The sequence below is a fragment of the Kitasatospora sp. NPDC059160 genome (genome assembly GCF_042755465.1).
Lineage (GTDB): Bacteria > Actinomycetota > Actinomycetes > Streptomycetales > Streptomycetaceae > Kitasatospora.
Genome location: NZ_JBHZCN010000016.1, coordinates 60,117 through 79,744 on the forward strand (window position 1 = coordinate 60,117; position 19,628 = coordinate 79,744).

At 74.8% G+C, this 19,628-nt stretch carries 15 protein-coding genes; 8 read left to right on the plus strand and 7 right to left on the minus strand.

What is annotated here, in order from left to right; translation table 11 throughout:
* Position 1: 1 nt before the first annotated feature.
* Both ACFXOZ_RS09575 and ACFXOZ_RS09580 read left to right on the plus strand, forming a co-directional pair.
* Positions 2–1,261 carry a CHAT domain-containing protein gene (locus ACFXOZ_RS09575; protein ID WP_380588877.1) on the plus strand — a complete coding sequence of 420 codons (1,260 nt, stop codon included), beginning with the start codon at positions 2–4 and terminating at the stop codon, positions 1,259–1,261.
* Entirely contained in the window at positions 1,258–2,310 is a 1,053-nt protein-coding gene (locus ACFXOZ_RS09580; protein ID WP_380522201.1) for a hypothetical protein, read from the plus strand. The genes ACFXOZ_RS09575 and ACFXOZ_RS09580 overlap by 4 nt, the downstream gene beginning before the upstream one ends.
* Before the next feature lie 28 nt (positions 2,311–2,338).
* On the opposite strand, the gene ACFXOZ_RS09585 is transcribed toward ACFXOZ_RS09580, so the two are convergent.
* Both ACFXOZ_RS09585 and ACFXOZ_RS09590 read right to left on the minus strand, forming a co-directional pair.
* A complete protein-coding gene (locus ACFXOZ_RS09585) occupies positions 2,339–2,884 on the minus strand; it encodes a hypothetical protein (RefSeq protein WP_380522203.1) in 546 nt (181 codons plus the stop codon).
* 163 nt (positions 2,885–3,047) lie between these two features.
* Complete coding sequence (locus ACFXOZ_RS09590; RefSeq protein WP_380588880.1) at positions 3,048–4,289, minus strand: styrene monooxygenase/indole monooxygenase family protein; 1,242 nt, start codon at positions 4,287–4,289, stop codon at positions 3,048–3,050.
* Between the two features lie 283 nt (positions 4,290–4,572).
* On the opposite strand from ACFXOZ_RS09590, the gene ACFXOZ_RS09595 reads away from it, so the two are divergent.
* Complete coding sequence (locus tag ACFXOZ_RS09595; protein WP_380588882.1) at positions 4,573–5,640, plus strand: alcohol dehydrogenase catalytic domain-containing protein; 1,068 nt, start codon at positions 4,573–4,575, stop codon at positions 5,638–5,640.
* A 195-nt stretch (positions 5,641–5,835) separates the two neighbouring features.
* Positions 5,836–7,587 (plus strand): penicillin-binding transpeptidase domain-containing protein, encoded by a 1,752-nt coding sequence (locus ACFXOZ_RS09600; protein WP_380522209.1) that lies wholly within the window; start codon positions 5,836–5,838, stop codon positions 7,585–7,587.
* Between the two features lie 53 nt (positions 7,588–7,640).
* Here the strand turns inward: ACFXOZ_RS09600 and ACFXOZ_RS09605 are convergent, their stop codons facing one another.
* Positions 7,641–8,927: an MFS transporter gene (locus tag ACFXOZ_RS09605; protein ID WP_380588884.1), complete on the minus strand. Its 1,287-nt coding sequence runs from the start codon at positions 8,925–8,927 to the stop codon at positions 7,641–7,643.
* A 320-nt stretch (positions 8,928–9,247) separates the two neighbouring features.
* Between ACFXOZ_RS09605 and ACFXOZ_RS09610 the strand changes: the two genes are divergently transcribed.
* Positions 9,248–9,778, plus strand: a complete 531-nt coding sequence (locus ACFXOZ_RS09610) for a GNAT family N-acetyltransferase (protein ID WP_380588887.1) — start codon at positions 9,248–9,250, stop codon at positions 9,776–9,778.
* A gap of 21 nt (positions 9,779–9,799) precedes the next feature.
* On the opposite strand, the gene ACFXOZ_RS09615 is transcribed toward ACFXOZ_RS09610, so the two are convergent.
* Positions 9,800–10,036, minus strand: a complete 237-nt coding sequence (locus ACFXOZ_RS09615) for a hypothetical protein (RefSeq protein ID WP_380522216.1) — start codon at positions 10,034–10,036, stop codon at positions 9,800–9,802.
* Positions 10,037–10,038: 2 nt separating this feature from the next.
* Positions 10,039–10,965, minus strand: a complete 927-nt coding sequence (locus ACFXOZ_RS09620; protein WP_380588890.1) for a DNA gyrase subunit B — start codon at positions 10,963–10,965, stop codon at positions 10,039–10,041.
* A 582-nt stretch (positions 10,966–11,547) separates the two neighbouring features.
* Between ACFXOZ_RS09620 and rox the strand changes: the two genes are divergently transcribed.
* Positions 11,548–12,978, plus strand: coding sequence for a rifampin monooxygenase (rox, locus tag ACFXOZ_RS09625; protein ID WP_380588892.1), 1,431 nt, complete (start codon positions 11,548–11,550; stop codon positions 12,976–12,978).
* Between the two features lie 17 nt (positions 12,979–12,995).
* Here the strand turns inward: rox and ACFXOZ_RS09630 are convergent, their stop codons facing one another.
* Both ACFXOZ_RS09630 and ACFXOZ_RS09635 read right to left on the minus strand, forming a co-directional pair.
* Positions 12,996–13,238, minus strand: coding sequence for a hypothetical protein (locus tag ACFXOZ_RS09630; RefSeq protein WP_380588895.1), 243 nt, complete (start codon positions 13,236–13,238; stop codon positions 12,996–12,998).
* Positions 13,239–13,417: 179 nt separating this feature from the next.
* Entirely contained in the window at positions 13,418–14,197 is a 780-nt protein-coding gene (locus tag ACFXOZ_RS09635) for a VOC family protein (protein WP_380522224.1), read from the minus strand.
* Positions 14,198–14,474: 277 nt separating this feature from the next.
* On the opposite strand from ACFXOZ_RS09635, the gene ACFXOZ_RS09640 reads away from it, so the two are divergent.
* Positions 14,475–14,924: a hypothetical protein gene (locus tag ACFXOZ_RS09640; RefSeq protein ID WP_380588898.1), complete on the plus strand. Its 450-nt coding sequence runs from the start codon at positions 14,475–14,477 to the stop codon at positions 14,922–14,924.
* Between the two features lie 7 nt (positions 14,925–14,931).
* Complete coding sequence (locus tag ACFXOZ_RS09645) at positions 14,932–19,587, plus strand: AAA family ATPase (RefSeq protein ID WP_380588901.1); 4,656 nt, start codon at positions 14,932–14,934, stop codon at positions 19,585–19,587.
* Positions 19,588–19,628: the final 41 nt, after the last annotated feature.

Genomic DNA, 19,628 nt, shown 5'->3' on the forward strand with positions numbered 1-19,628 from the left:
CGTGCCCCGGGACCTCCAAGTCGCCGTCCGCCAGAACCCCTCGGCCGACTACACCCGGCTGCCCCGGCAGCTCGGCCCCGCCGACGGCCTCCCGCTCAAGGGCCCGGCCCCGCTGGACCTGATCGTCTCGCTTCGCCGGCACGGCGACGAGCTCCACATCAGCGCCTTCCGCCCCGGCGAGCGCACCCCCGGGAGCCGGATCCACCGGGCCCGGCTGGCCGTCTCCGCGCCGACCCTCCTCGGCAAGGCCGCCCGGCTGCGCTCCGTCTGGCGCGACCGGCTGATCGGCTACAACCCGGACCCGTACCACCCCTACCCCTTCGCCACCGCCGTCGACTTCACCCCGCTCGCCGAGGCCGCCGAACGCACGGTCGCCGAACTCGCCGAGGAGGGGCGGTACTTCCTGGAGAAGATGTTCGAGGGCGGCGACCGCAGCCTGGTCCAGTTCCGCGACTACCTGAACCGCACCCTCACCGAGCACGGCTCACTGCGGATCAGCTTCGACTCGGACCTCCACCTCCCCTGGCCGATGCTCGCCGTCGAGGGCCACCAGCCGGACGACTGGGCCGACTTCCTCGGCCACCGCCACCAGGTCGAGCAGACCGGCGCCGCCTACCCGCCGATCCAGCCGCCCTCCTCCCCCCGCACCAAACCCGTCACCAGTCTCAACACCGACGACCAGCTCACCGGGATCGGCCGGGCGCCCGAGGTCCGCAAGCTGTTGGAGGACCGCTCCCAGCTGACCGTGCGCACCGAGTCGGACCGGCTGTTGGAGGCGCTGTCCGCGGCCGTGCTGGACGAGGACGTCATGTACTTCTGGTGCCACGGCCAGTTCGTCGCCAACGACTCCCCGTACGAGCAGCTCGCCGTGCGGCTCTCCGACGACCGGCACATCGACGCCGACCTGGTGCGCCGCCACCGCCGCCGCCACCTCGACCGGCCGGACGCCGTGTTCCGGCCGTTCGTGCTGCTGAACGCCTGCCACACCGGGCAGTCCGCGGCCGCCGAACTCGACCACCTGGGGCGGGCGTTGGTCGACCTCGGCGCGGACGGCGTGCTCGGGCCGCAGCTCCAGATCCCGCAGGAGTTCGCCGCCGAGTACGCCTTCGCCTTCCTCGACCACTACCTGACCGGCGAGTTCACGGCCGGCGAGATCACCCAGCAGCTGGTGCGGTGGTTCGCCCGCGAGTACCGCAACCCGCTGGCGCTCGCCTACTCCCTGCACTGCGGCATCGACAGCATCCTGGAGCTCAACCCGTGACCGCCCCCCTGCACCCGGCCTCGACGGCCACCGTACGGCCCGCGACCGTCGACCTGGACGAGCACGGCCGACTGCTCGTCCCCGGCACCACCACCCCCGTCCCCGAGGCCCGGGTCGCCGACCACCTGGCCCGCCACCTGCGGATCCCCGAGTGGGCGACCGACCTGTACGTCTACGTGCACGGCTGGCAGACCAGCCCGGCCGCCGCCGACCGCTCGGCCGCCGCCCTGGTCGAGCGGGCGGCCGCCCTGCACCGCGCCGCACCCGCCGGCTACCCCGGGCTGGCCGCCGGCTTCCGCCCCTGGTGCGTGGTGGTGCGCTGGCCCTCCTCCAGCCTGCCGACCCTGCACGGCTACCGGCGGATCCGCGAGCGGGCGCACGCGATGAGCGCCCGGGGCCAGGCCGGGCGCATCCTCGGCCACCTGCTCGGCTACCTCGACACCGGCCGGGGCCGACCGGACGCCCCGCGGGTGCTGGCCAACCGCCACGGCCAGTACCTCCACCTCCTCGGGCACTCCTTCGGCGGCCGCTTCCTCTGCGAGGCCGTCCAGTACGCGGCCGACCGCCCGGCCGGGCCCCCGGTGCTCAGCTGGACCGCCCGGCCCGGCGACCCGGGCCGCCCGTTCACCGTCGACAGCGCCCTGGTCTTCCAGATGGCCGCGCCCCGGGACGCCTTCACCCGGCTCTTCCCCCGGCTGTTCCTCGGCCCCGGCCGGGCCGGCGCCCCGCTGCGCGGCCCACTGGTACTCACCCACTCCCGCTGGGACCGCGCCACCGGCTTCTGGCACCTGCGCGCCGAGGGACACCCGGGCATCGGCCACTCCGGCACCGGCGCCGCCCCCGTCCCCCAGTTCACCACCCGGCTGCGGCCCACCGACTCCCCGTACCCGCACACCGACCTCGACCACCCGATCGTCAACATCGACGCCGGCCACCGCTACCGCGGCAGCCTCGCCGCCCGCCGCCTCCACCCCTCCGGCGCCCACTCCGACTTCCAGCACCCGGAGTCCGCGCACCTGCTGCTCAGCCTGGCCTCGCACTCCCGCTAGGACGGGCCCAGCCGCGGTCCGGCGCCGGTCAGCGCTGGCGGACGGCGGTGAACCCGCAGACCGGTGTGCAGAGCGTGACGATGCCGCTGTAGCGGTAGTTGGTGCGCCCCCGCGAGACGGTGTGCATCGTCAGCTTCTCGCGCAGGGTCAGCTGGTGGCAGCGCGGGCAGGCGGCGTCGACCTGCTTGCCCCAGGGACGGTTGGGGTTGAGCTTGCTGATCGCCACCCCCATCAGGACCACGGACAGGCCGGTGCCGATGAAGCCGACCGCCTGCCACACGCCCTTCCCGGACTCCCGGCGGTCGATCATCTCGTCGTAGCTGAACGTGCCCCCGCCGCCGCGGTTGGAGATGATCTGGCAGGTGTTCTGCCTGGTCATGGTCTGGCCGTCGCAGTCCGGGGCGCTGGTCGGATCGGCCTTGCCGACGACCAGCGCCAGGAAGAGACCGAGGCCGGCCAGCAGGACCAGCAGCACCAGCGCCGTGGTCCGGCTGCGCCCGGTCTGCAGGCGCGTGCGCTCCTTCACCGCCGTCTCCACCACCGCGTGCGCCATGTTGCCGCCGTCGACCGCCACCACGTGTCTCCTGTTGTCCGCGTTCCGTGCTCCGTCGTTCCCCGGCGGACCGGGGCAGACACGAACCCACCATCATCAGGTCGTTGCCGTGCGGTACTTGGCGAGAGCTTGACCCTGTCGTGACCGCTTCGACGCCGGGGCGGGGCCGGGGCGAGGCCGGGGCTCAGCTCCGGACCGCCGGGGACGCCAGGTAGGCGGCGGCCTTCCCCGGGTCAAGCAGCCACTCCTCGACGTCCTCCGGGTGGTCGAAGCAGTTGGCGAACCGGTCGGCCACGGCCTGGAACCGGCCGGCCGCGCCGAACAGTTCGACGGCGTGCGGGGGCGCGGGGCGCAGCATCGCGTTCGACCAGTCGGTGACGGCCCGGCCGGTCTCCGCCCAGAAGCGGTCGAAGGCGGCCTGCTGGAAGTCCCGGTCGAGGGGCTTGTCGCCGTGCGCGAGGATCGCCTCCAGGTACCGGGCGGCGCACTTGGCGGCGGCGTTGGCGCCCTGCCCGGTGATCGGGTCGTTGGTGACGACCACGTCGGCGACGCCCAGCACCGCGCCGCCGCCAGGCAGTTCGCCGACCGGTCGGCGGACCACCGGGGCGAAGCGGCCCGCCAGGGTGGCGCCGGCGTCGGTGAGTTCGACGCCGGAGCGGGCGCGGTCGTACTCCCAAGGAGTGAAGGCCTTCATCAACTCCAGCGTCACCCGCAGGTGTTCACCAGGCGCGCGGAGCCCGTCGAAGGCGTCCGCCGGACCGCCCGGCTGGGCCTCCCAGAGCAGGATGTCGCAGGGCCCGGCCGCCGTCAGGGCCGGCACGACGAAGAACTCGCCGACGCCGGGCACCAGGTTGCAGCGCACCGCCGGGAACTCCTGGTCGGGGCGCGGCGCCAGCCCGTACACATAGCTCGCGGCGAGCGCGCGCTGCGGACGCCGGAACGGGGAGCGCTCCTCGTCGCGCTCGAACAGCGAGGCCAGTCCGCCCTTTCCGGTGGCGACCAGCACCAGGTCGTAGGAGCCGGCGAGGTGTTCGACGTCGGCGGCGCTCACCTGCCGCACCTCCATCCGGCCGCCGCGCTCGGCGTAGAGCTCCAACCAGGTGGACATCTTCAACCGCTGGTCGACGGAGTGGGCGGGGGCCGCGAGCCGTCCGGTCCAGTCGATCACCCTGGTCGCGTCCGGGCCGCCGACCGACAGGCCGATGCCCTCGATCCGGGGCGCCGCACCGGCCCACAGGTCCAGGCCGAGGGCGCGCTCGTGGCGCAGCGCGGAGTCGAACATGCACTGGCTGGACAGCACCCGCCCGTCCCGCACCTCCTGGGCGTCACGGTCGGCCAGCAGCGTGACGTCGTAGCCGTGGGACTGCAGTCCGAGGGCCAGTTGGAGGCCGGCCTGCCCGGCGCCGATGATCAGAATCCTGCGCATCGCCCCTGCTCTCCTGGTGGTCCGTCCGGCCCGGACCGCCCGTCGGCCCGGCTGCCAGGGTTTGGATACCAGTCCGGAGCGTCCGCGTCCACGGCGCGGACGGGACGGGCGCGCGCCGGGCGGGCGCTCGGGAGCGGGCGGAGGAGCGGGCGCAGGCACGAACGGAAGCGCGGGCGCGGGCGGCGACAGCCGGCGCGGGAGCGGACGGCGGGAGCAGGCGGCAAGCTGGTGGGGACAGCGCGTGCGGGCCCGCCCCGCGCCGACCTCCCGCCGAAGGATCGCCATGGCTGCCACCCCTGCCTCCACCCCGGCTCCCGCTCCCGCCCCGGCCGACGGCATCGTGCGGGCCGTCCGGATCGCCGCCCCGGGCGGGGCTCCCGAGCTGGTCGAGGTCCCACTACGCACCCCCGGCGCCGGTTCCGTCCGGATCACCGTCGAGGCGTGCGGCGTCTGCCACTCGGACCTGCTGATCGCGGCCGGCCAGCTGCCCGGCACCACCTTCCCGGTCACCCCCGGTCACGAGATCGCAGGCCGGATCGACGCCCTCGGCGAGGGCGTCGAGGGCTGGCAGGTGGGCGACCGGGTCGCGGTCGGCTGGTTCGGCGGCAGCTGCGGGCACTGCGAGGCCTGCCGCGACGGCGACGCCATCCTCTGCCCCCACCTCCAGGTCCCCGGCGCGGCCTACCCCGGCGGCTACGCCGACTCCGTCATCGTGCCCGCCGACGCGCTCGCGGCGGTGCCCGACGGACTGACCGCCGTCGAGGCCGCGCCGCTGGCCTGCGCCGGCGTGACCGTGTTCAACGCCCTCCGCCGCTCCGCCGCCCGCCCGGGCGACACCGTGGCGGTGCTCGGCCTCGGCGGCCTCGGCCACCTGGGCGTCCAGTTCGCCCACGCCATGGGCCTGCGCACGGTCGCCGTCGCGCGCGGCGCGGAGAAGGGGCCGCTGGCGTACCGGCTCGGCGCGGACCACTACGTGGACAGCACCGCCGGGAACGTCGCCGAGGCCCTCCAGGCGCTCGGCGGGGTCAAGGTCGTGCTGGCCACCGTCACCGACGCCGACGCCATGTCCGCCACCGTCGACGGCCTGGGCCGCCGCGGCGAGCTCGTCATCGTCGGGGTGTCCCCCGCCCCGCTCGCGATCAGCCCGCTGCAACTGATCGCCGCGGACCGCAAGGTCTACGCCCACTCCTCCGGCGCGGCCCTCGACACCCGGGACACCCTGCGCTTCGCCGAGCGCACCGGCGTCCGGGCCTGGGTCGAGGAGCTCCCGCTGGAGGAGACCGCCGCCGCCGTGGCGAGGATGAGCAGCGGGCGGGCCCGGTTCCGGATGGTCGTCACCACGGGCCGCTGACCCGACGGCCGCCCCTCGGGTAGGTCAAGCGTTGGCAAAGACCCCGCCGTCGAACGCCCGATCGACGACGCTTAGGCTGGTCCGCGCCCGAACGACCCGCCGGGCGGCCGCCCGGGTACCCGGCCGGCCGCGCCGGTGCGTCGGCGGGCCCACGAACACCGGAAATCACAGGACGTACCAGGGGGACGCAGCAGCATGCACCGGGACCACGAAGAGCACGAACCGTACGAGTCGTACGAGCCGTACGGAGAAGACGGGTACGACGACCACCTCGTCCACGCAGACGGCCACCCGCAGGCCCCGCAGCGCCGGCGCTCCCGCCGGATCTGGCTGGTGGCGGTCGGCGGGGTGTTCACGGCACTGGTCGTCGTCGCGGGCTACGGCGCCTACAACGTGCTGAGCGCCGTGTCCGGCGGCTCCACCGACACCGGCGGCGGGGCCGCCTCCACGACCGCCAAGGAGCCGCAGGCGCCGCCCACCGCCGAACAGGCCGACGCCGTGGCCAAGGACTTCCTGGCGGCCTGGGGCCGCGGCGACCTCACCGTCGCGGCCGGGCTCACCGATCGCCCGGAGGCCGCCCGGATGGCGCTCGCCTCGTTCCACGACAACGTGTCCGCCCGCGCCCTCACCCTGACCGGGACGGGCCCCGCGCCCGCCGGCACGCCGAGCGAGCCCGCCGTCGGCTACCGGGTGCGGGCGGAGTTCGACGGCACCGCGCAGGCCTGGGAGTACGAGAGCGCCCTCGGCGCGGTGCGTGCCTCCGACGGGCGGGTGCTGGTGCGCTGGGCGCCGACCGTGGTCCACCCCAAGCTGGCCGCGGGCCGGACCCTCGCCGTGAAGGCCCTGCCGAACCCGGTGTCCAAGCCCACCGACCGCAAGGGGCGGCCGCTGGACGCGTTCCCGTCGCTGCAGTCCGTGCTGCCCCAGATCGCCCCGCCCGACGGCGCGAAGGCCGTCACCGGGCAGGCCGTGGTGCTCTCCGGCGGCGGGCAGGAGGCGGAGGAGCTGTTCGTGCTGACCCCGCCGAGCGCCCCGCAGGTCAAGCTCACCCTGGACGCCGACCTCCAGCAGGTCGCCGAGGAGGCGGTGAAGCAGCAGTCCGCGAACGGCAAGCCCGCCTCGCTGGTGGCCGTCCAGCCGAGCACCGGCAACATCCTGGCGATGGCCTACGCCCCGCAGGGCGGCTTCAACCGCGCGGTCGGCGGCGGGCAGGCGCCCGGTTCGACGATGAAGGTGATCACCGCGGCCGCGCTGCTGGAGGCCGGGGTCACCCCGGACACCGCGGCGCCCTGCAAGGAGACCACCAACTCGCCCCGGACCTGGCACAACGACGAGCCCGGCAACCACCTCGACTACAGCCTCAGCGACGACTTCATCCACTCCTGCAACACCGGCTTCATCGACAAGGGCCTGGAGAAGCTCCAGCTCGGCACGCTGGGCTCGGTCGCCCGCGACCAGTTCGGCCTCGGCCTCCAGTGGCGGATCGGCATCCCGAGCCGCGACGCCACCATCCCGGTGCCGGGCAACAAGGACGAGGCGGCGGCCGCGTACATCGGCCAGGGGCAGATCCAGGTGAACTCGCTGCTGATGGCCTCCGTCGCGGCCACCGTGCAGAGCGGAACCTTCCGTCAGCCGGTGCTCCGCGAGGACGTCAAGCGGGTGACCGCCCCTGGGAAGCTGCCCTCCGACGTCGCCCAGGGGCTGCGCTCGATGATGGCCAGGACCGCGACCCAGGGCACCGCCCGCACCCCGATGTCCGGCCTCGGCGGCCAGATCGGCGCCAAGACCGGCACCGTCGAGGCCGGCTCGGGCCAGGCCACCAACAGCTGGTTCATCGCCTACCGCAACGACCTCGCCGTCGCGGCCGAGGTCGAGGGCGGCGGCCACGGCAACAGCGCCGCCGGCGTCGCGGCCGCCCAGGTGCTCAAGGCGGGCGGCAAGGGCTGACGGGGCCGGCGCTCGGAGCCGCCGCGACGGCGCGGCCGGACCGGCTCCCCACGCTAACGGTCGGCCTCCACCGGCGCGGACCCGGTCTGCGGACGGGCCGCCCCGGGCGCCTCGGGCGCCCCGGGGCGGCTCCGCTCGGCCCAGGCGGCCACCGGTGGTCCGGCCGCGCCCAGGGCGGCGAAGAACACGCCGAGGAGCAGCCAGCCCGGCTGTCCGAGCGCCAGGACCGCGCCGGTCAGGGCCGCCGGGGCGAGCGCCTGGCCCGCGTTGAAGCCGATCCCGAACAGGCCCTGGTACTGCCCCTGGGCATGGTCGGGCGCCAGGCCGAAGGCCAGCGCGTAGCCGCCCGAGGACTCCCACACCTCGCCGACGCTGTGGATGCCCACCGCGAGCACGGCGAGCACCGGGGCGACCCACACCGGGACGTCGGCGGTCAGCGCCATCAGCGGACAGCTGACCAGGAACAGCAGCCCGGCGAGCCGGAAGGCCCGACCTCCCTGCCGCGGGGTCTCCACCCTGGACCCGAGCCGGCTCTGGAGCAGCGCGCAGACACCGCTGTTGACGGCGTAGACCGCCGCCACCGTCCAGCGCGGCGCGTCGGTGTGGGCGCTCAGCCAGATCGGCAGCAGCAGGGAGACGGTCTGGTACTGGAAGCCCATGGCGCTGTAGAGCGCGACGAAGGACACGTACGGCCGGTCCGCCAGGACGGACCACCGGCGGTGCTCCGCGGGCCGCGGCAGCGGCGGGTAGTCCGGGACGCCCAGGAGGCCGATCAGCCCGGCGCCCGCGAAGCTGGCGGCGTTGGCGAGGATCAGCGCGGTGTAGGCGGCACGGGTGTCGATCTGGATGGCGACGGCCGCGCCCAGGGTCCCCGCGACCACGCCGAGGTTGACGTAGGTGCGCAGCCTGGCCCGGAAAGCGGCCGGGCGCTCACCGCCCGCCCGCGCGACGAGCGCACCGCCCGCCGCGCTACTCGCCGTGGCGGCCAGCCGGTCCAGTGTGGCGACGAGCGTGAACGCCGCCCAGCCGTCGATCAGGACGAAGGCCGCCATGGTCACGGCCTGCAGTGCCACGCTCACCAGCCAGACGGTGCGGGCACCGTGACGGTCGGCCAGGTTGCCCGCCGGTATGCCCGCGGCCAGCCCGCACAGGCCCGCGATCGTCAGCCCCGCACCGACCTGGACGGCGGGCAGGTGCACCACGAGCGTGAAGTAGAGCATGGCCGCGGTGTTGAACAGGCCGTTGCCCACCCTGCTGACGAAACTGGCCGCGATCAGGGCTCGTTGCGGCCCCGAGGTCGCACGGTCATCGGTCCGTTTCTCTGATCTCCTCATGATCATGCCGATCAGGCTAACAGCGGCGTTCCGCGGTGCCGATCGGCCCCGAACGGACTCCGAACGGGCGCCGCCGGAAAAGCACTTGCCCGAACGAGGCGCCGGTGCCAGCATCTGAGCCATGATCACGAGAATCGAGCCGGCCACCCACTGGTGAGCGCCGTACCCGGGCACCCGTCGCCCGACCATTGCCTCGGCCGAGGAATCCGGGTGCACCGAGGCCCAACGCACCTCCCTCCTCACCGCCCGCCTCGCCCTCCCCGACGTCGACGGAGGTCGCGGCGCGGGCCGTGACGGCGGCCCGACCGGTCGGGCATCATGGCGCGATGCCCGAACTGATCACTCCGACCGTACGGCTGCAGGCCTCGTTCCTGGCCGTGGTGGCCGAGTTCCACGCCGAACCCGGCCAGGCCGTCCCCTGGTTCGTCAAGGATGTCGACCCGGCCGCGCTGACCGACCCGGGTCCGGACGCCTTCGCCGCGTACGTCGCACGCGTGCTCGCCGAGCGGACCGAGGCGGGGATGCGCAGGGACGCGGGGGTGCCGATGACCACCCTGTGGTGGGCCGAGGGTGACCAGCTGCTGGGGCGCCTGGCCATCCGCCACCGCCTCACCCCGAACCTGGAGCGCATCGGCGGCCACATCGGCTACGACGTCCGCCCCGGCGCCCGCCGACGGGGCCACGCGACCGCGATGCTCGCCGCGGCACTGCCGGTGGCCGCCGAACTCGGCATCACCGGCGCGCTGCTGACCTGCGACGAGACCAACACGGCCTCCCGCCGCGTGATCGAGGCCAACGGCGGACGCCTGACCGCCACGGAGGGGAACAAGCTCCGCTACCTCCTACCGACCACCTGACCCCCGCGCCCCGCTCGCCCGTCAGTCCCCGCGGACCGGCCGGACGATCCGCTCGACGACGGCCGCGGCCTCCGCCGGGTGCTCCGCCAGCCACCGCCCGAGCCGCTCCTCCACGGCCCGTGCCACGCAGGCCCGCACGGCCGTGTTGCCCAGCCGGTCACGGAGGGATCCCTCGAACTCCGGCCGCTCCAAGGTCACCGACACGACCGCCGTCAGGCCCTCGACAACCCGGTCGGCGCCGAGGTCGGCGCAAGGCATGGTCAGCAGCCGCCGCTCGCGCGCGCGTAGGCGGTGACCGCCGCCACCACCCCGTCCAGGAAGCCCAGCTGATGGGTGCCGCCGCCAGGCGTGGGGCGGCAGTTGGCGAAGCTCCGGACCCGCTGCTCCGGTGCGCGGTGCCACCGCCAGGCCACCTCCATCCTCCCGGCCATCCCCGGCTCCTCCTGCGTGAAGCCGACGACCTCCGGACGAATCGGCTCGTCACCCCGCCCGTCGAGGGAGTCCAGGAAGGTGACGAAGTCCCGTGCCCCGCCCGGGAACCGGAACCGCTCCGCGCGGGGCTCGCCGGGGTACCGCTCGTCGGTCAGCGAGACGTCCAGGCCCCGGTTGAGGAAGGCGAGTTCGCGGAAGCGTTCCGCCAGAGCCTCGTAGGAGAACTCCGTCGCCCCGAAGATCTCGGCATCGGGCCGGAAGGTGACGGTGGTGCCGCTCCCGACCACCGGCCCGGCCTGGGCCAGCGGAGCGAGCGCGATCCCGCACGCGTACTCCTGGACCCAGCGGACCCCGTCGCGCCGCACCTCGGCCGTGAGTCGGCTCGCCAGGGCGTTGGTGACGGCAGGCCCCAGATCAGGGTTGCCCAGCACCACATCGTAGTGGCCACCGACTCCCAGCCGGGTCAGCACGCTCTCCAGACCGGGCCCGTCCGCGCCCCCGGCGTCGTCGACGCGGACACCCGGCCCGTCGTCGGCGATCCGCACCGCACCCCCGGGCAGGAGGGTGACGTCCACGCGGCTCGCCCGGCCGTCGAGGACGTCGTTCACCGCCCGGTCGGAGACTGCGAACACCAGCTGCCGCAGGCCCCGTTCAGCCGTCGATCCGACGAACATCCTCGGCCGCTTCCGGACGGCCTCCGGCCATTCGTACACCTGGATCCGCGCGCCCACGTAGGCATTGGTCTCCGTGCTCACGATGTCCCCTCCGAAAGTGTCCGTCAGAACTCCCCCAGCCTACGAGATTTCCAGCAGAACACCAGGTCAGAGCGGGTGGACCAGAGCCGCATCCAGCCGCCTGAGCACCCGTCGGCAGGCGTTGGACCCAGGTATCGCGAACCGCCACCGGAGTGCCGTCGCACCGCCGACGACGGCGCACACGGCACCGTTCCGGGCGGACCCGGGGTCCCCGATTCCGAGAATTTCCGCCTGCGGGCCGGGGCTCCGTGCTGTGGCTCCGCGCCACTGTCCCGCTCAGTCGATCGCGACCGCCTCGGCGCCGTTCTGCGCCGCGCCCTCGGCGACTGAGCCCGCCCCGGGCGCGCTCCCCGGCCACCCGGCGGCGTCTGTTCGGCCCCCGTAAACAGCGAAGGCGGGGAGGTCAGAGCCTCCCCGCCACTATCAAGGTACCGCGCCAGGGGGGCCTTGCGGCAAGGCCCCCCTCGGGGCGCACAATCGTCGACCGAGGCCGGAACCTGGCGATTCGCGCGGTTCGCACCGTACGTTGGCCGGTGTCCCGAACTGTCGGCCTCGTTCGACACTCACTGGGGGAATGTTCCGATGATCGACGTGATCGTGGTCGGCGGCGGGCCGACCGGCCTGATGCTGGCGATCGAACTGCGGCTGCAGGGCGTCCGGGTGGTCGTCCTGGAGCGGCTGGCCGAGCCGACCCCGGAGTCCCGGGGCCAGGGCCTGCACGTGCGCAGCGTGGAGATGATGGACCAGCGTGGGCTGCTGGACCGGTTCCTCGCGGAGGGCCGGAAGTTCCGGATCGGCGGCTTCTTCGGCCACATCCACAAGCCGTGGCCGGAGACCATGGACACCGCCCACGACTACGGCCTGTCCGTCGAGCAGCCGGTCACCGAGCGGCTGCTCGGCGCGTACGCCGCCGAGCTCGGCGCGGAGGTCCGGCGCGGCCAGGAGGTGGCCGGGCTCGACCAGGACGACGACGGGGTCACGGTCGAGCTGGCGGACGGCACCCGGCTGCGCTCGCGCTACCTGGTCGGCTGCGACGGCGGCCGCAGCACGGTGCGCCGCCGGCTGGGCGTCGCCTTCCCCGGCGAGCCGTCCCGGGTCGACACCCTGCTCGCCGAGCTGTCGCTGGCCGAGGACCCGGCGACCGTCGAGGAGGTGGTCGCCCGGGTCCGCCGGACCGAGCTGCGGTTCGGCGCCGTCCCCCGGGGCGAGGGGCTGTACCGGGTGATCGTGCCCGCCCCGGGCGTCGCCGAGGACCGTGCCGACGGCCCGACCCTGGAGGAGTTCCGGCAGCAGCTGCGCGCCGTCGCCGGCACCGATTTCGGGGCGCACTCGCCCCGCTGGCTGTCCCGCTTCGGCGACGCGACCCGGCAGGCGGAGCACTACCGGGTCGGCCGGGCCTTCCTGGCCGGCGACGCGGCGCACATCCACCCGCCCACCGGCGGGCAGGGCCTCAACCTCGGCATCCAGGACGCCTACAACCTCGGCTGGAAGCTCGCCGCGGCCGTCCACGGCCGGGCCCCCGAAGGGCTCCTGGACAGCTACCACGCCGAGCGCCACCCGGTGGGCGCCCGGGTACTGGCCAACACCCGCGCCCAGATGACGCTGCTGGGCTCCGAGCCCGGTGCGGTCGCGCTGCGGGAACTGCTCTCCACGCTGATGGACTTCGAGGAGGTGAACCGCTACATGACCGAGATGGTCTTCGGTGTCGGTGTCCGCTACGACTTCGGTGCGGGTCCCGAGCTGCTCGGGCGGCGGCTGCGGGACGTCCGGTTGAAGAGCGGCCGCCTGTACGAGCGGATGCACGGCGGACGGGCCCTGCTCCTCGACGCCACCGGGGGCGCCCTCGACGCGACCGGCTGGGCCGACCGCGTCGACCACGTCACCGACCCCGGTGAGGACTTCGACGCCCCCGCCGTCCTGCTCCGCCCGGACGGGTACGTGGCCTGGCTCGGCGCGGACCAGCCGACGCTGGACGCGGCACTGACCCGCTGGTTCGGCCCCGCCACCGCCTGAGCGGCCCCGGAGGACGCTCACTCGCCCGGCGGCTCCGGCGACTCCAGCGGCTCCGACGGCCCCGGGTCGATCCTGAGCAGCGAGTGCTGCACCGTGCCGTCCGGCTGGTACACGGTGCGGTACAGGTACGGGTGGTCCGAGCCGGGGAGCAGCACGACGCCCTCCTCCACCAGCGGCCGCTGGTCGGCGATGGCCCGGAGGCGGTGGTCGGCGTCGGCCGGGAACTCCGGCTCCGGCGGGCGGCGGTGGCGTCCGGCCACGGCGGCGCTCCGTTCTCTCCTGGTGATTCCGGTCGTCCCCCGGTCCTTCCCGTCCTTCCTGCCCCTTCCCCTGCTCCCGGACCGTGACGCGCCCCGCCCGCCCGTTCAGGCCGGGCGGGCGGGGCGGGCGGGGCGGACGGATGGACGGGGCCGACGGGCGGCGCACCGGGCCGGGGTGACTACATCGGGGCGAGCTTGATCATCGCGAATGGTGCGCCCTGCGGGTCGGCGACCACCGTCATCCGGCCGGCCACCATGTCGAAGGGCGGGGCGAGGACGGTGCCGCCGCGCTTGACCACGACGTCGGCACAGGAGTCCACGTCGTCCACCGCGAAGTAGCTCAGCCAGTGCGCCGGGGTGCCGGGCGGGTCGTTGGCGAGCAGCGAGACCCCGCCGACGGGGCGGCCGCCGACCCGCAGTTCCCAGTAGGAGTCCGCGCCCTCCGCCGGCTCGATCTCGATGCCGAAGGCCTCGCCGTAGAAGGCGGTGGCGCCGGGGACGTCACTGGTGTGGAGCTCGTTCCAGGTCAGCGCGCCGGGCTCGTTGACCACCTGGGCGCCGGAGAACTCGCCCGGCTGCCAGACGCCGAACACCGCGCCCTGCGGGTCGGCGGCGATCAGCATCCGGCCCAGCGGGCCGACGTCCATCACCGGGGCCAGCAGGGTGCCGCCCGCCCCGACGATGGCGTCCTGGGTGGCCTGGGCATCGGTGGTGGCCAGGTAGCTGGTCCACACGGTGGGCGGCTCTGGCATGCCCTCGGGGGACATCGCCGGGCCGATGCCGGCTGCCGCCTTTCCGTTGAGCTCGCAGACGGCGTAGCCGCCGAACTCGGCCGGGCCGGGCTGCCCCTGCCAGCCGAAGAGGTCGCGGTAGAAGTCCAGCGCGGCCTGCTGGTCCTTCGCCATCAGATCGACCCAGCACGGGGTGCCGGTCACGTACGGGGTGGTGACTTCGGGCATGCTCGCTCTTTCCTCTTCCTCGTGAGGTCCCCCGCCAGTCACCCTCGCGTCCCGTCCGGGGATCCGCCACCCGACACTCCGCCGCCACGCCGCCGCCACAGCGCCGCCGCGGACCCCGCCGGACCCCCTCCCCTCCACCGCCCGACCTTCACCCGTTCGGCGCAACAGGGGCTCACGAACGAGCCGGACGGGCCCCCGACCACGGGGTTTGACCGGGGCCACTCATTGTTGTGACGCTGGGCCAACACAGCGTGCACCGTTGGCTCCTGGGGAGACCGTGGACGAATCGCTCCGAATCCTTGTCACCGACGCCGATCGAGGCGCCACCACCTCCCTGCTCGCCTGGCTGCGGGCGGAGGACGAGTTGCGCGGCCGGGTCGAGCTGGAGGCCGCGCCGCCGCAGCCCGGCTCCTTGGGCACCCTCGCCGACGTGCTCACCGTCGCCGTCGGTGCCGGCGGGGCGGTGTCCGGCCTGACCAGCGCGCTGATCGCGTGGATCCGGCGCCGGGCCGGCGAGACGGTGGTCCAGGTGACCCGCGCGGACGGCAGCTCGGTCGAACTGCGGGCGACGGCGGTGCACGGCCTCGACGCGGACGGCGTCGCCGCCCTCGTCCGCGAGGTGGGCGCGTCGCTGGCCGAGCGCCCCGGACCGGCCGCCCTGCCCGCCGAAGGCGGCGCGCAGCCCGACGGCGCGCACCCGGGCAACGCGCAGCCCGGCAACGAGTAACCCGGAGATGCCCGACAAGGCGGTGAGCGGCGGCGGACTGCCCCTGGGCCTCCCCGGTGCCCGGGCCCTGGTCATCGGGACCGGCACCCACGTCCCCGGTTCCGTCCTGCCCGACGTCCCGGCCGCGGCCGCCACCGTGCACGCCGTCGCGCGGGCGCTGGTCGAGCACTGCGGCCTCGCCCCCGAGCACGTCCGGACCGTGCTCGACCCGGAGGACCCCGTTGTGCTCGGCGAGGCGCTCACCGCCGCCGCGGAGTCGGCGGACTCCGTGCTGCTCGTGTACTACGTCGGCCACGGCCTGGTCGACGACGACAACGAGCTGTACCTGGCGACCCGCGTCACCGAGCACCTCACCCGCGGCCTCGCCTACAAGGGGCTGCGCTACGCCACCCTGCGCCGCACGCTGGCCGGCTCCCGGGCCCGCTCGGTCGTGCTGGTCCTGGACTGCTGCTTCTCCGGCCGAGCCGCGCCCGTCGGCCGGGCGGGCCGTGCCTTCGAGGCCGCCCACCCCGGCGGCGGCTTCGTCCTGGCCTCCGCCGCTCCGGAGGAGCTCGCCCTCGCCCCGCTCGGCGCGGCGTACACCGCGTTCAGCGGCGAGCTGCTGCGCCTGCTGTGCGAGGGCGACCCGGTCGGCCCGCCGCAGCTGACCCTGGACGACGTCCACCGGGCCCTGTCCCGCACGCTCCGCGACCGGGGCTTCCCGGCGCCGCGCCGCCAGGCCGAGGGGCGGGCCGGCGAGCTGGTCCTGGCGCCCAATCCGGCCTACGACCCGCCGGTCGGTCCCCACCCGCCCGAGCCCCACCCCGGCGCCTGCCCGTACCGGGGCCTGGCCGCGTACGGCGCGGAGGACGCCCCGTACTTCTTCGGCCGCGAGGAGCTGACCGAGCGGCTGGTCTCCCGCGTCGCCACGCGGCTCGCCGGGGGCGGACCGCTGATGGTGGTCGGCCCGTCCGGCGCCGGGAAGTCCTCGCTGCTGCGCGCCGGGTTGCTGCCCGCGCTCGACCACGGGCTGCCCGGGGCGCTCCAGGCCTGGCGCTGGCCGCGCGTGGTGCTGACCCCGGGCGAGCGGCCGGTGACACGGCTCGCCCACGCCCTGTCCGAACTGGCCGAACTGGCCGAACTGGGTGAACCGGGTGAACCGGGTGAACCGGACGGGCCCCGCCACCGCGATCCCGAGGCGATCCGCGCCGAGCTGATGGCCGCGCCGGAGTCGGTCCTCGCCCGGCTGCCCGCCGACGGGACCCGGCCCGTCCTGGTGGTGGACCAGTTCGAGGAGCTGTTCACCGCCTGCACCGACGAGCGCGAGCGGGAGGTCTTCGTCGCGGCCCTGTCCGCCGCCTGCACCCGGGGCCCGGAGCCGGACGCCTTCCCCCGGGCGGTGGTGCTACTGGGGCTGCGCGCCGACTTCTACGGCCACTGCGCGGCGTACCCGGCACTGGCGGAGGCGCTGCAGGACGGCCAGGTGCTGGTCGGCCCGATGCGGACCGGCGAACTGCGCGACGCCGTCGAGAAGCCCGCGCTGCTCGCCGGACTGAGCCTGGAACCCGGCCTGGTCGACCTGCTGCTGCGCGACCTGCGCACCGGCGGCGACCGCCCGCGCGGGCCCGGGGCCGCGCTGCCCCTGCTGTCGTACGCGCTGCTGGCCACCTGGCAGAAGCGCGCGGGCCGGGTGCTCACCCTGGCGGGCTACCAGGCCTCGGGCGGCATCTGGGGCGCGGTCGCCCAGACCGCGCAGGCCACCTACGACGCCCTGGACACCGACGGTCGCCGGGCCGCCCGGCAGCTCCTGCTGCGCATGGTGCACGTGGTCGACGGCGCCGAGGACACCCGCCGCCGGGTCCCGCTCGCCGAGCTCGGCCTCGACGCGGACCCGGCCGCACAGGCCGCCCTCCGCGCGCTCGTCGGGGCCCGGCTGGTCGTCGCCGACGACGGCCACGCCGAACTCGCCCACGAGGCGGTGCTGCGCGCCTGGCAGCAGCTGCGGGACTGGATCGAGCACGACCGGGCCGGCCTGCAGCTGCGCCAGCGGCTGCACGACGCGGCGGACGCCTGGGAGCGGGACGGGCGCGACGAAGGAGCCCTGTACCGGGGCGTCCGGTTGGCCGCCGCCGTGCAGTGGGTCGAGGAGTCGGCCCAGCGGCACGGGACCACCCCCGTGGCGCGGGAGTTCGTCGCCGCCGGGCAGGCCCGGCAGGCCGCCGAACGCCGCGCCGAACGACGCCGCACCACCCGGCTGCGCGCCCTGTCCGGCGTGCTGGCCGTGCTGTTGACGGTGGCGGTCGCCGGGGTCGGCACGGCGGCCTGGCAGAACCGGATCGCCCATGAGCAGCGGGACCTCCTCGCCTCCAAGGTGGGGGCCCAGGCGGCCGGCCGGATCCGGACCACCGATCCGACCTTGGCACTCCAACTCGCCCTGTCCGCACGGCACATCGCGGACACCCCGGAGGCGCGCGGCAGCCTGTTCGACTCGGCGCTGGCACCGTACTCCACGCCGGTCGCCGAACCCACCGGCACCGTACGGAACCTCGCCCACAGTGCCGAACGGCACCTGCTGGCCAGTACGGGCAGCGACCGGAGCGTCCGGCTCTGGGACCTCTCGGACCCCCGCGAGACGAAGTCCCTCTCGACCACGCCGACCAACACCAACCACCCGGGCCTCGCGCTGAGCCCGGACGGCCGGCTGCTCGCGGCCGAGGACACGGACACGTCGGTGCGCCTGTGGAACGTGACCGACCCCACCCGTCCGGAGGCCCTCGCCCTCCTGCCCGACAGCTCCGGCGCGCTCGCCCTCAGCCCGGACGGGCACCGGCTGGCCGTGCTCGGCCAGACCGGTTCCTCGCTCTGGGACCTCACCGACCCGCGGCACCCCGTCCGGTCCGCTGCCCTGCCCACCGCCACCGGTACGCCGCAGTCCGGCGCGTTCAGCTCGGACGGCCGGCTGCTCGCGCTCCTGCACGGCGAGTCCGAGGACTCGACCACCGTCCAGCTGTGGAACGTCGCCGACCCGTCCAAACCCGCGCTCACCGGCAGCATCGCCGACAGCCACGGACTCGGCCTGGCGTTCAGCCCCCGGGCACCGTTGTTGGCCCTCGGCAGGAACGGCCGGGGCGTGGGCCTGTGGGACACCACCGACCCGGCCAAGCCCGCCCCCGTCAACCAGGCCTCCTACGACACCTCGGCCCCGGTGGCGATCGACTCCCAGCAGACCGTGGCGGCCCTGGTCTTCGCCCCGGACGGCCGGACCCTGGCGTTCGGCTCCTCCCGTTCGGACGAGTACTTCACCGGCCACGCCGAGACGGTGGACCTCCGCGACCCGCACTCCCCGGTCGGCGTCGTCGACTACCCCACCTCGGAGACCGTGTACGCGGTCGCGCTCGACGACCGCGGCTCGTCCCTGCTCAGCGCCGGCACGACCCTCCGGCGCTGGCACCCGGCACCGGCCACCGTGCTGTCCGACACCGGCGCCTACGGGAACTTCACCCAGGACGGCCGAACCCTCGCCTGGGCCTTCGACCCACCGCCCGGGCGCAGTACCGACGGCGCCCGGCAGTACCGCCTGTGGCGGACCGACGGCCCCTACGACACCCGGCAGGCCGGGACGCTGACGGGTCTGAACGGGGGGACGGTCCGCGCCGTCGACGACCACACCCTGCTCACCTACAGCGACGTCGCGGCCCCCCTCCTGTGGGACGTCTCCGACCCGGACCACCCCCGCCGGGGCGGCACGCTCAACGCGCTCTCCGAACCCCTGGACCACACCGGTGTGCTCTCCGACTTCATGACGGACCTGGACGCCCGGAACGGACTGGTCGTGGCCAACGGCCGCGACGGCCGGATCCACGTGTGGGACGCCTCCGACGCGAGCGCCCCGAAGGAGCTCTCCACCTTCCCCTCCCCCCAGCCGCCCGGCCAGCTCCACCTCGTCAACCGCAAGCTGGTCTCCCTGGACCGGATGAACAGCCACCGGATCAGCGTCTGGGACCTCGGCGACCCCGCGCATCCGACGGCCGCCCCGCCGATCGACCTCGACACCAACGTGGCCCAGGCGGACGAGGCCCAGAACCGGCTCGCGATCGCCCTGGCCAAGATCCCCGGCTCCAACCCCAAGACCATCCAGCTCTGGGACCTCGCCGACCCCCGGCACCCCGAGCACGGCGCCCTCCCGGAAGCGCCCGTCACCGACTTCGCGTTCAGCCACGACGGGCGCACCCTCGCGGTGTCGAACGACAGCACCGTCGACCTGTGGGACGTCAGCGACGTCCACCACCCGCAGCGGGCCGGCTCCCTCGTCGCCCAGAAGCAGTTCAACCTCGAGTTCAGCCCGGACAACCGGCTGCTCATCAGCAGGGCCCTGGCCGAACGGGACACCCTCCTCAACGGCGGGCAGATCCACCTCTGGGAGGTCGCCGACCCGCACGCCCCGACCGAGATCGCCGTGCAGGCCCCCAAGCACTACGTCCCCGCCCTCGGGTTCAGCCCCGACGGCAGGAGCCTCCTGATCAGCCAAGCCGCCGGGGACAACGACCCGAGCCGGGTCACCATCCTCGACCCCGACATCGACCGCCTCACCCGCCACCTCTGCGACGTCGCGGGCGCCACCATCACCGAGGCCCAGTGGAAGCAGTACTTCCCCGGCACCCCCTACGACCGGCCCTGCGGCTGACACCCACCCCGACGTTCTCCGCCCCACCACACTCCCCGGGA

Excerpts from the sequence above, each read along its gene's own strand:
- ACFXOZ_RS09590 (WP_380588880.1), bottom strand. The coding sequence starts at position 4,289 with ATGCGCAGGATTCTGATCATCGGCGCCGGGCAGGCCGGCCTCCAACTG.
- ACFXOZ_RS09595 (WP_380588882.1), top strand. The coding sequence starts at position 4,573 with ATGGCTGCCACCCCTGCCTCCACCCCGGCTCCCGCTCCCGCCCCGGCC.
- ACFXOZ_RS09600 (WP_380522209.1), top strand. The coding sequence starts at position 5,836 with ATGCACCGGGACCACGAAGAGCACGAACCGTACGAGTCGTACGAGCCG.
- ACFXOZ_RS09605 (WP_380588884.1), bottom strand. The coding sequence starts at position 8,927 with ATGATCATGAGGAGATCAGAGAAACGGACCGATGACCGTGCGACCTCG.
- ACFXOZ_RS09610 (WP_380588887.1), top strand. The coding sequence starts at position 9,248 with ATGCCCGAACTGATCACTCCGACCGTACGGCTGCAGGCCTCGTTCCTG.
- ACFXOZ_RS09615 (WP_380522216.1), bottom strand. The coding sequence starts at position 10,036 with ATGCCTTGCGCCGACCTCGGCGCCGACCGGGTTGTCGAGGGCCTGACG.
- rox (WP_380588892.1), top strand. The coding sequence starts at position 11,548 with ATGATCGACGTGATCGTGGTCGGCGGCGGGCCGACCGGCCTGATGCTG.
- ACFXOZ_RS09635 (WP_380522224.1), bottom strand. The coding sequence starts at position 14,197 with ATGCCCGAAGTCACCACCCCGTACGTGACCGGCACCCCGTGCTGGGTC.
- ACFXOZ_RS09645 (WP_380588901.1), top strand. The coding sequence starts at position 14,932 with ATGCCCGACAAGGCGGTGAGCGGCGGCGGACTGCCCCTGGGCCTCCCC.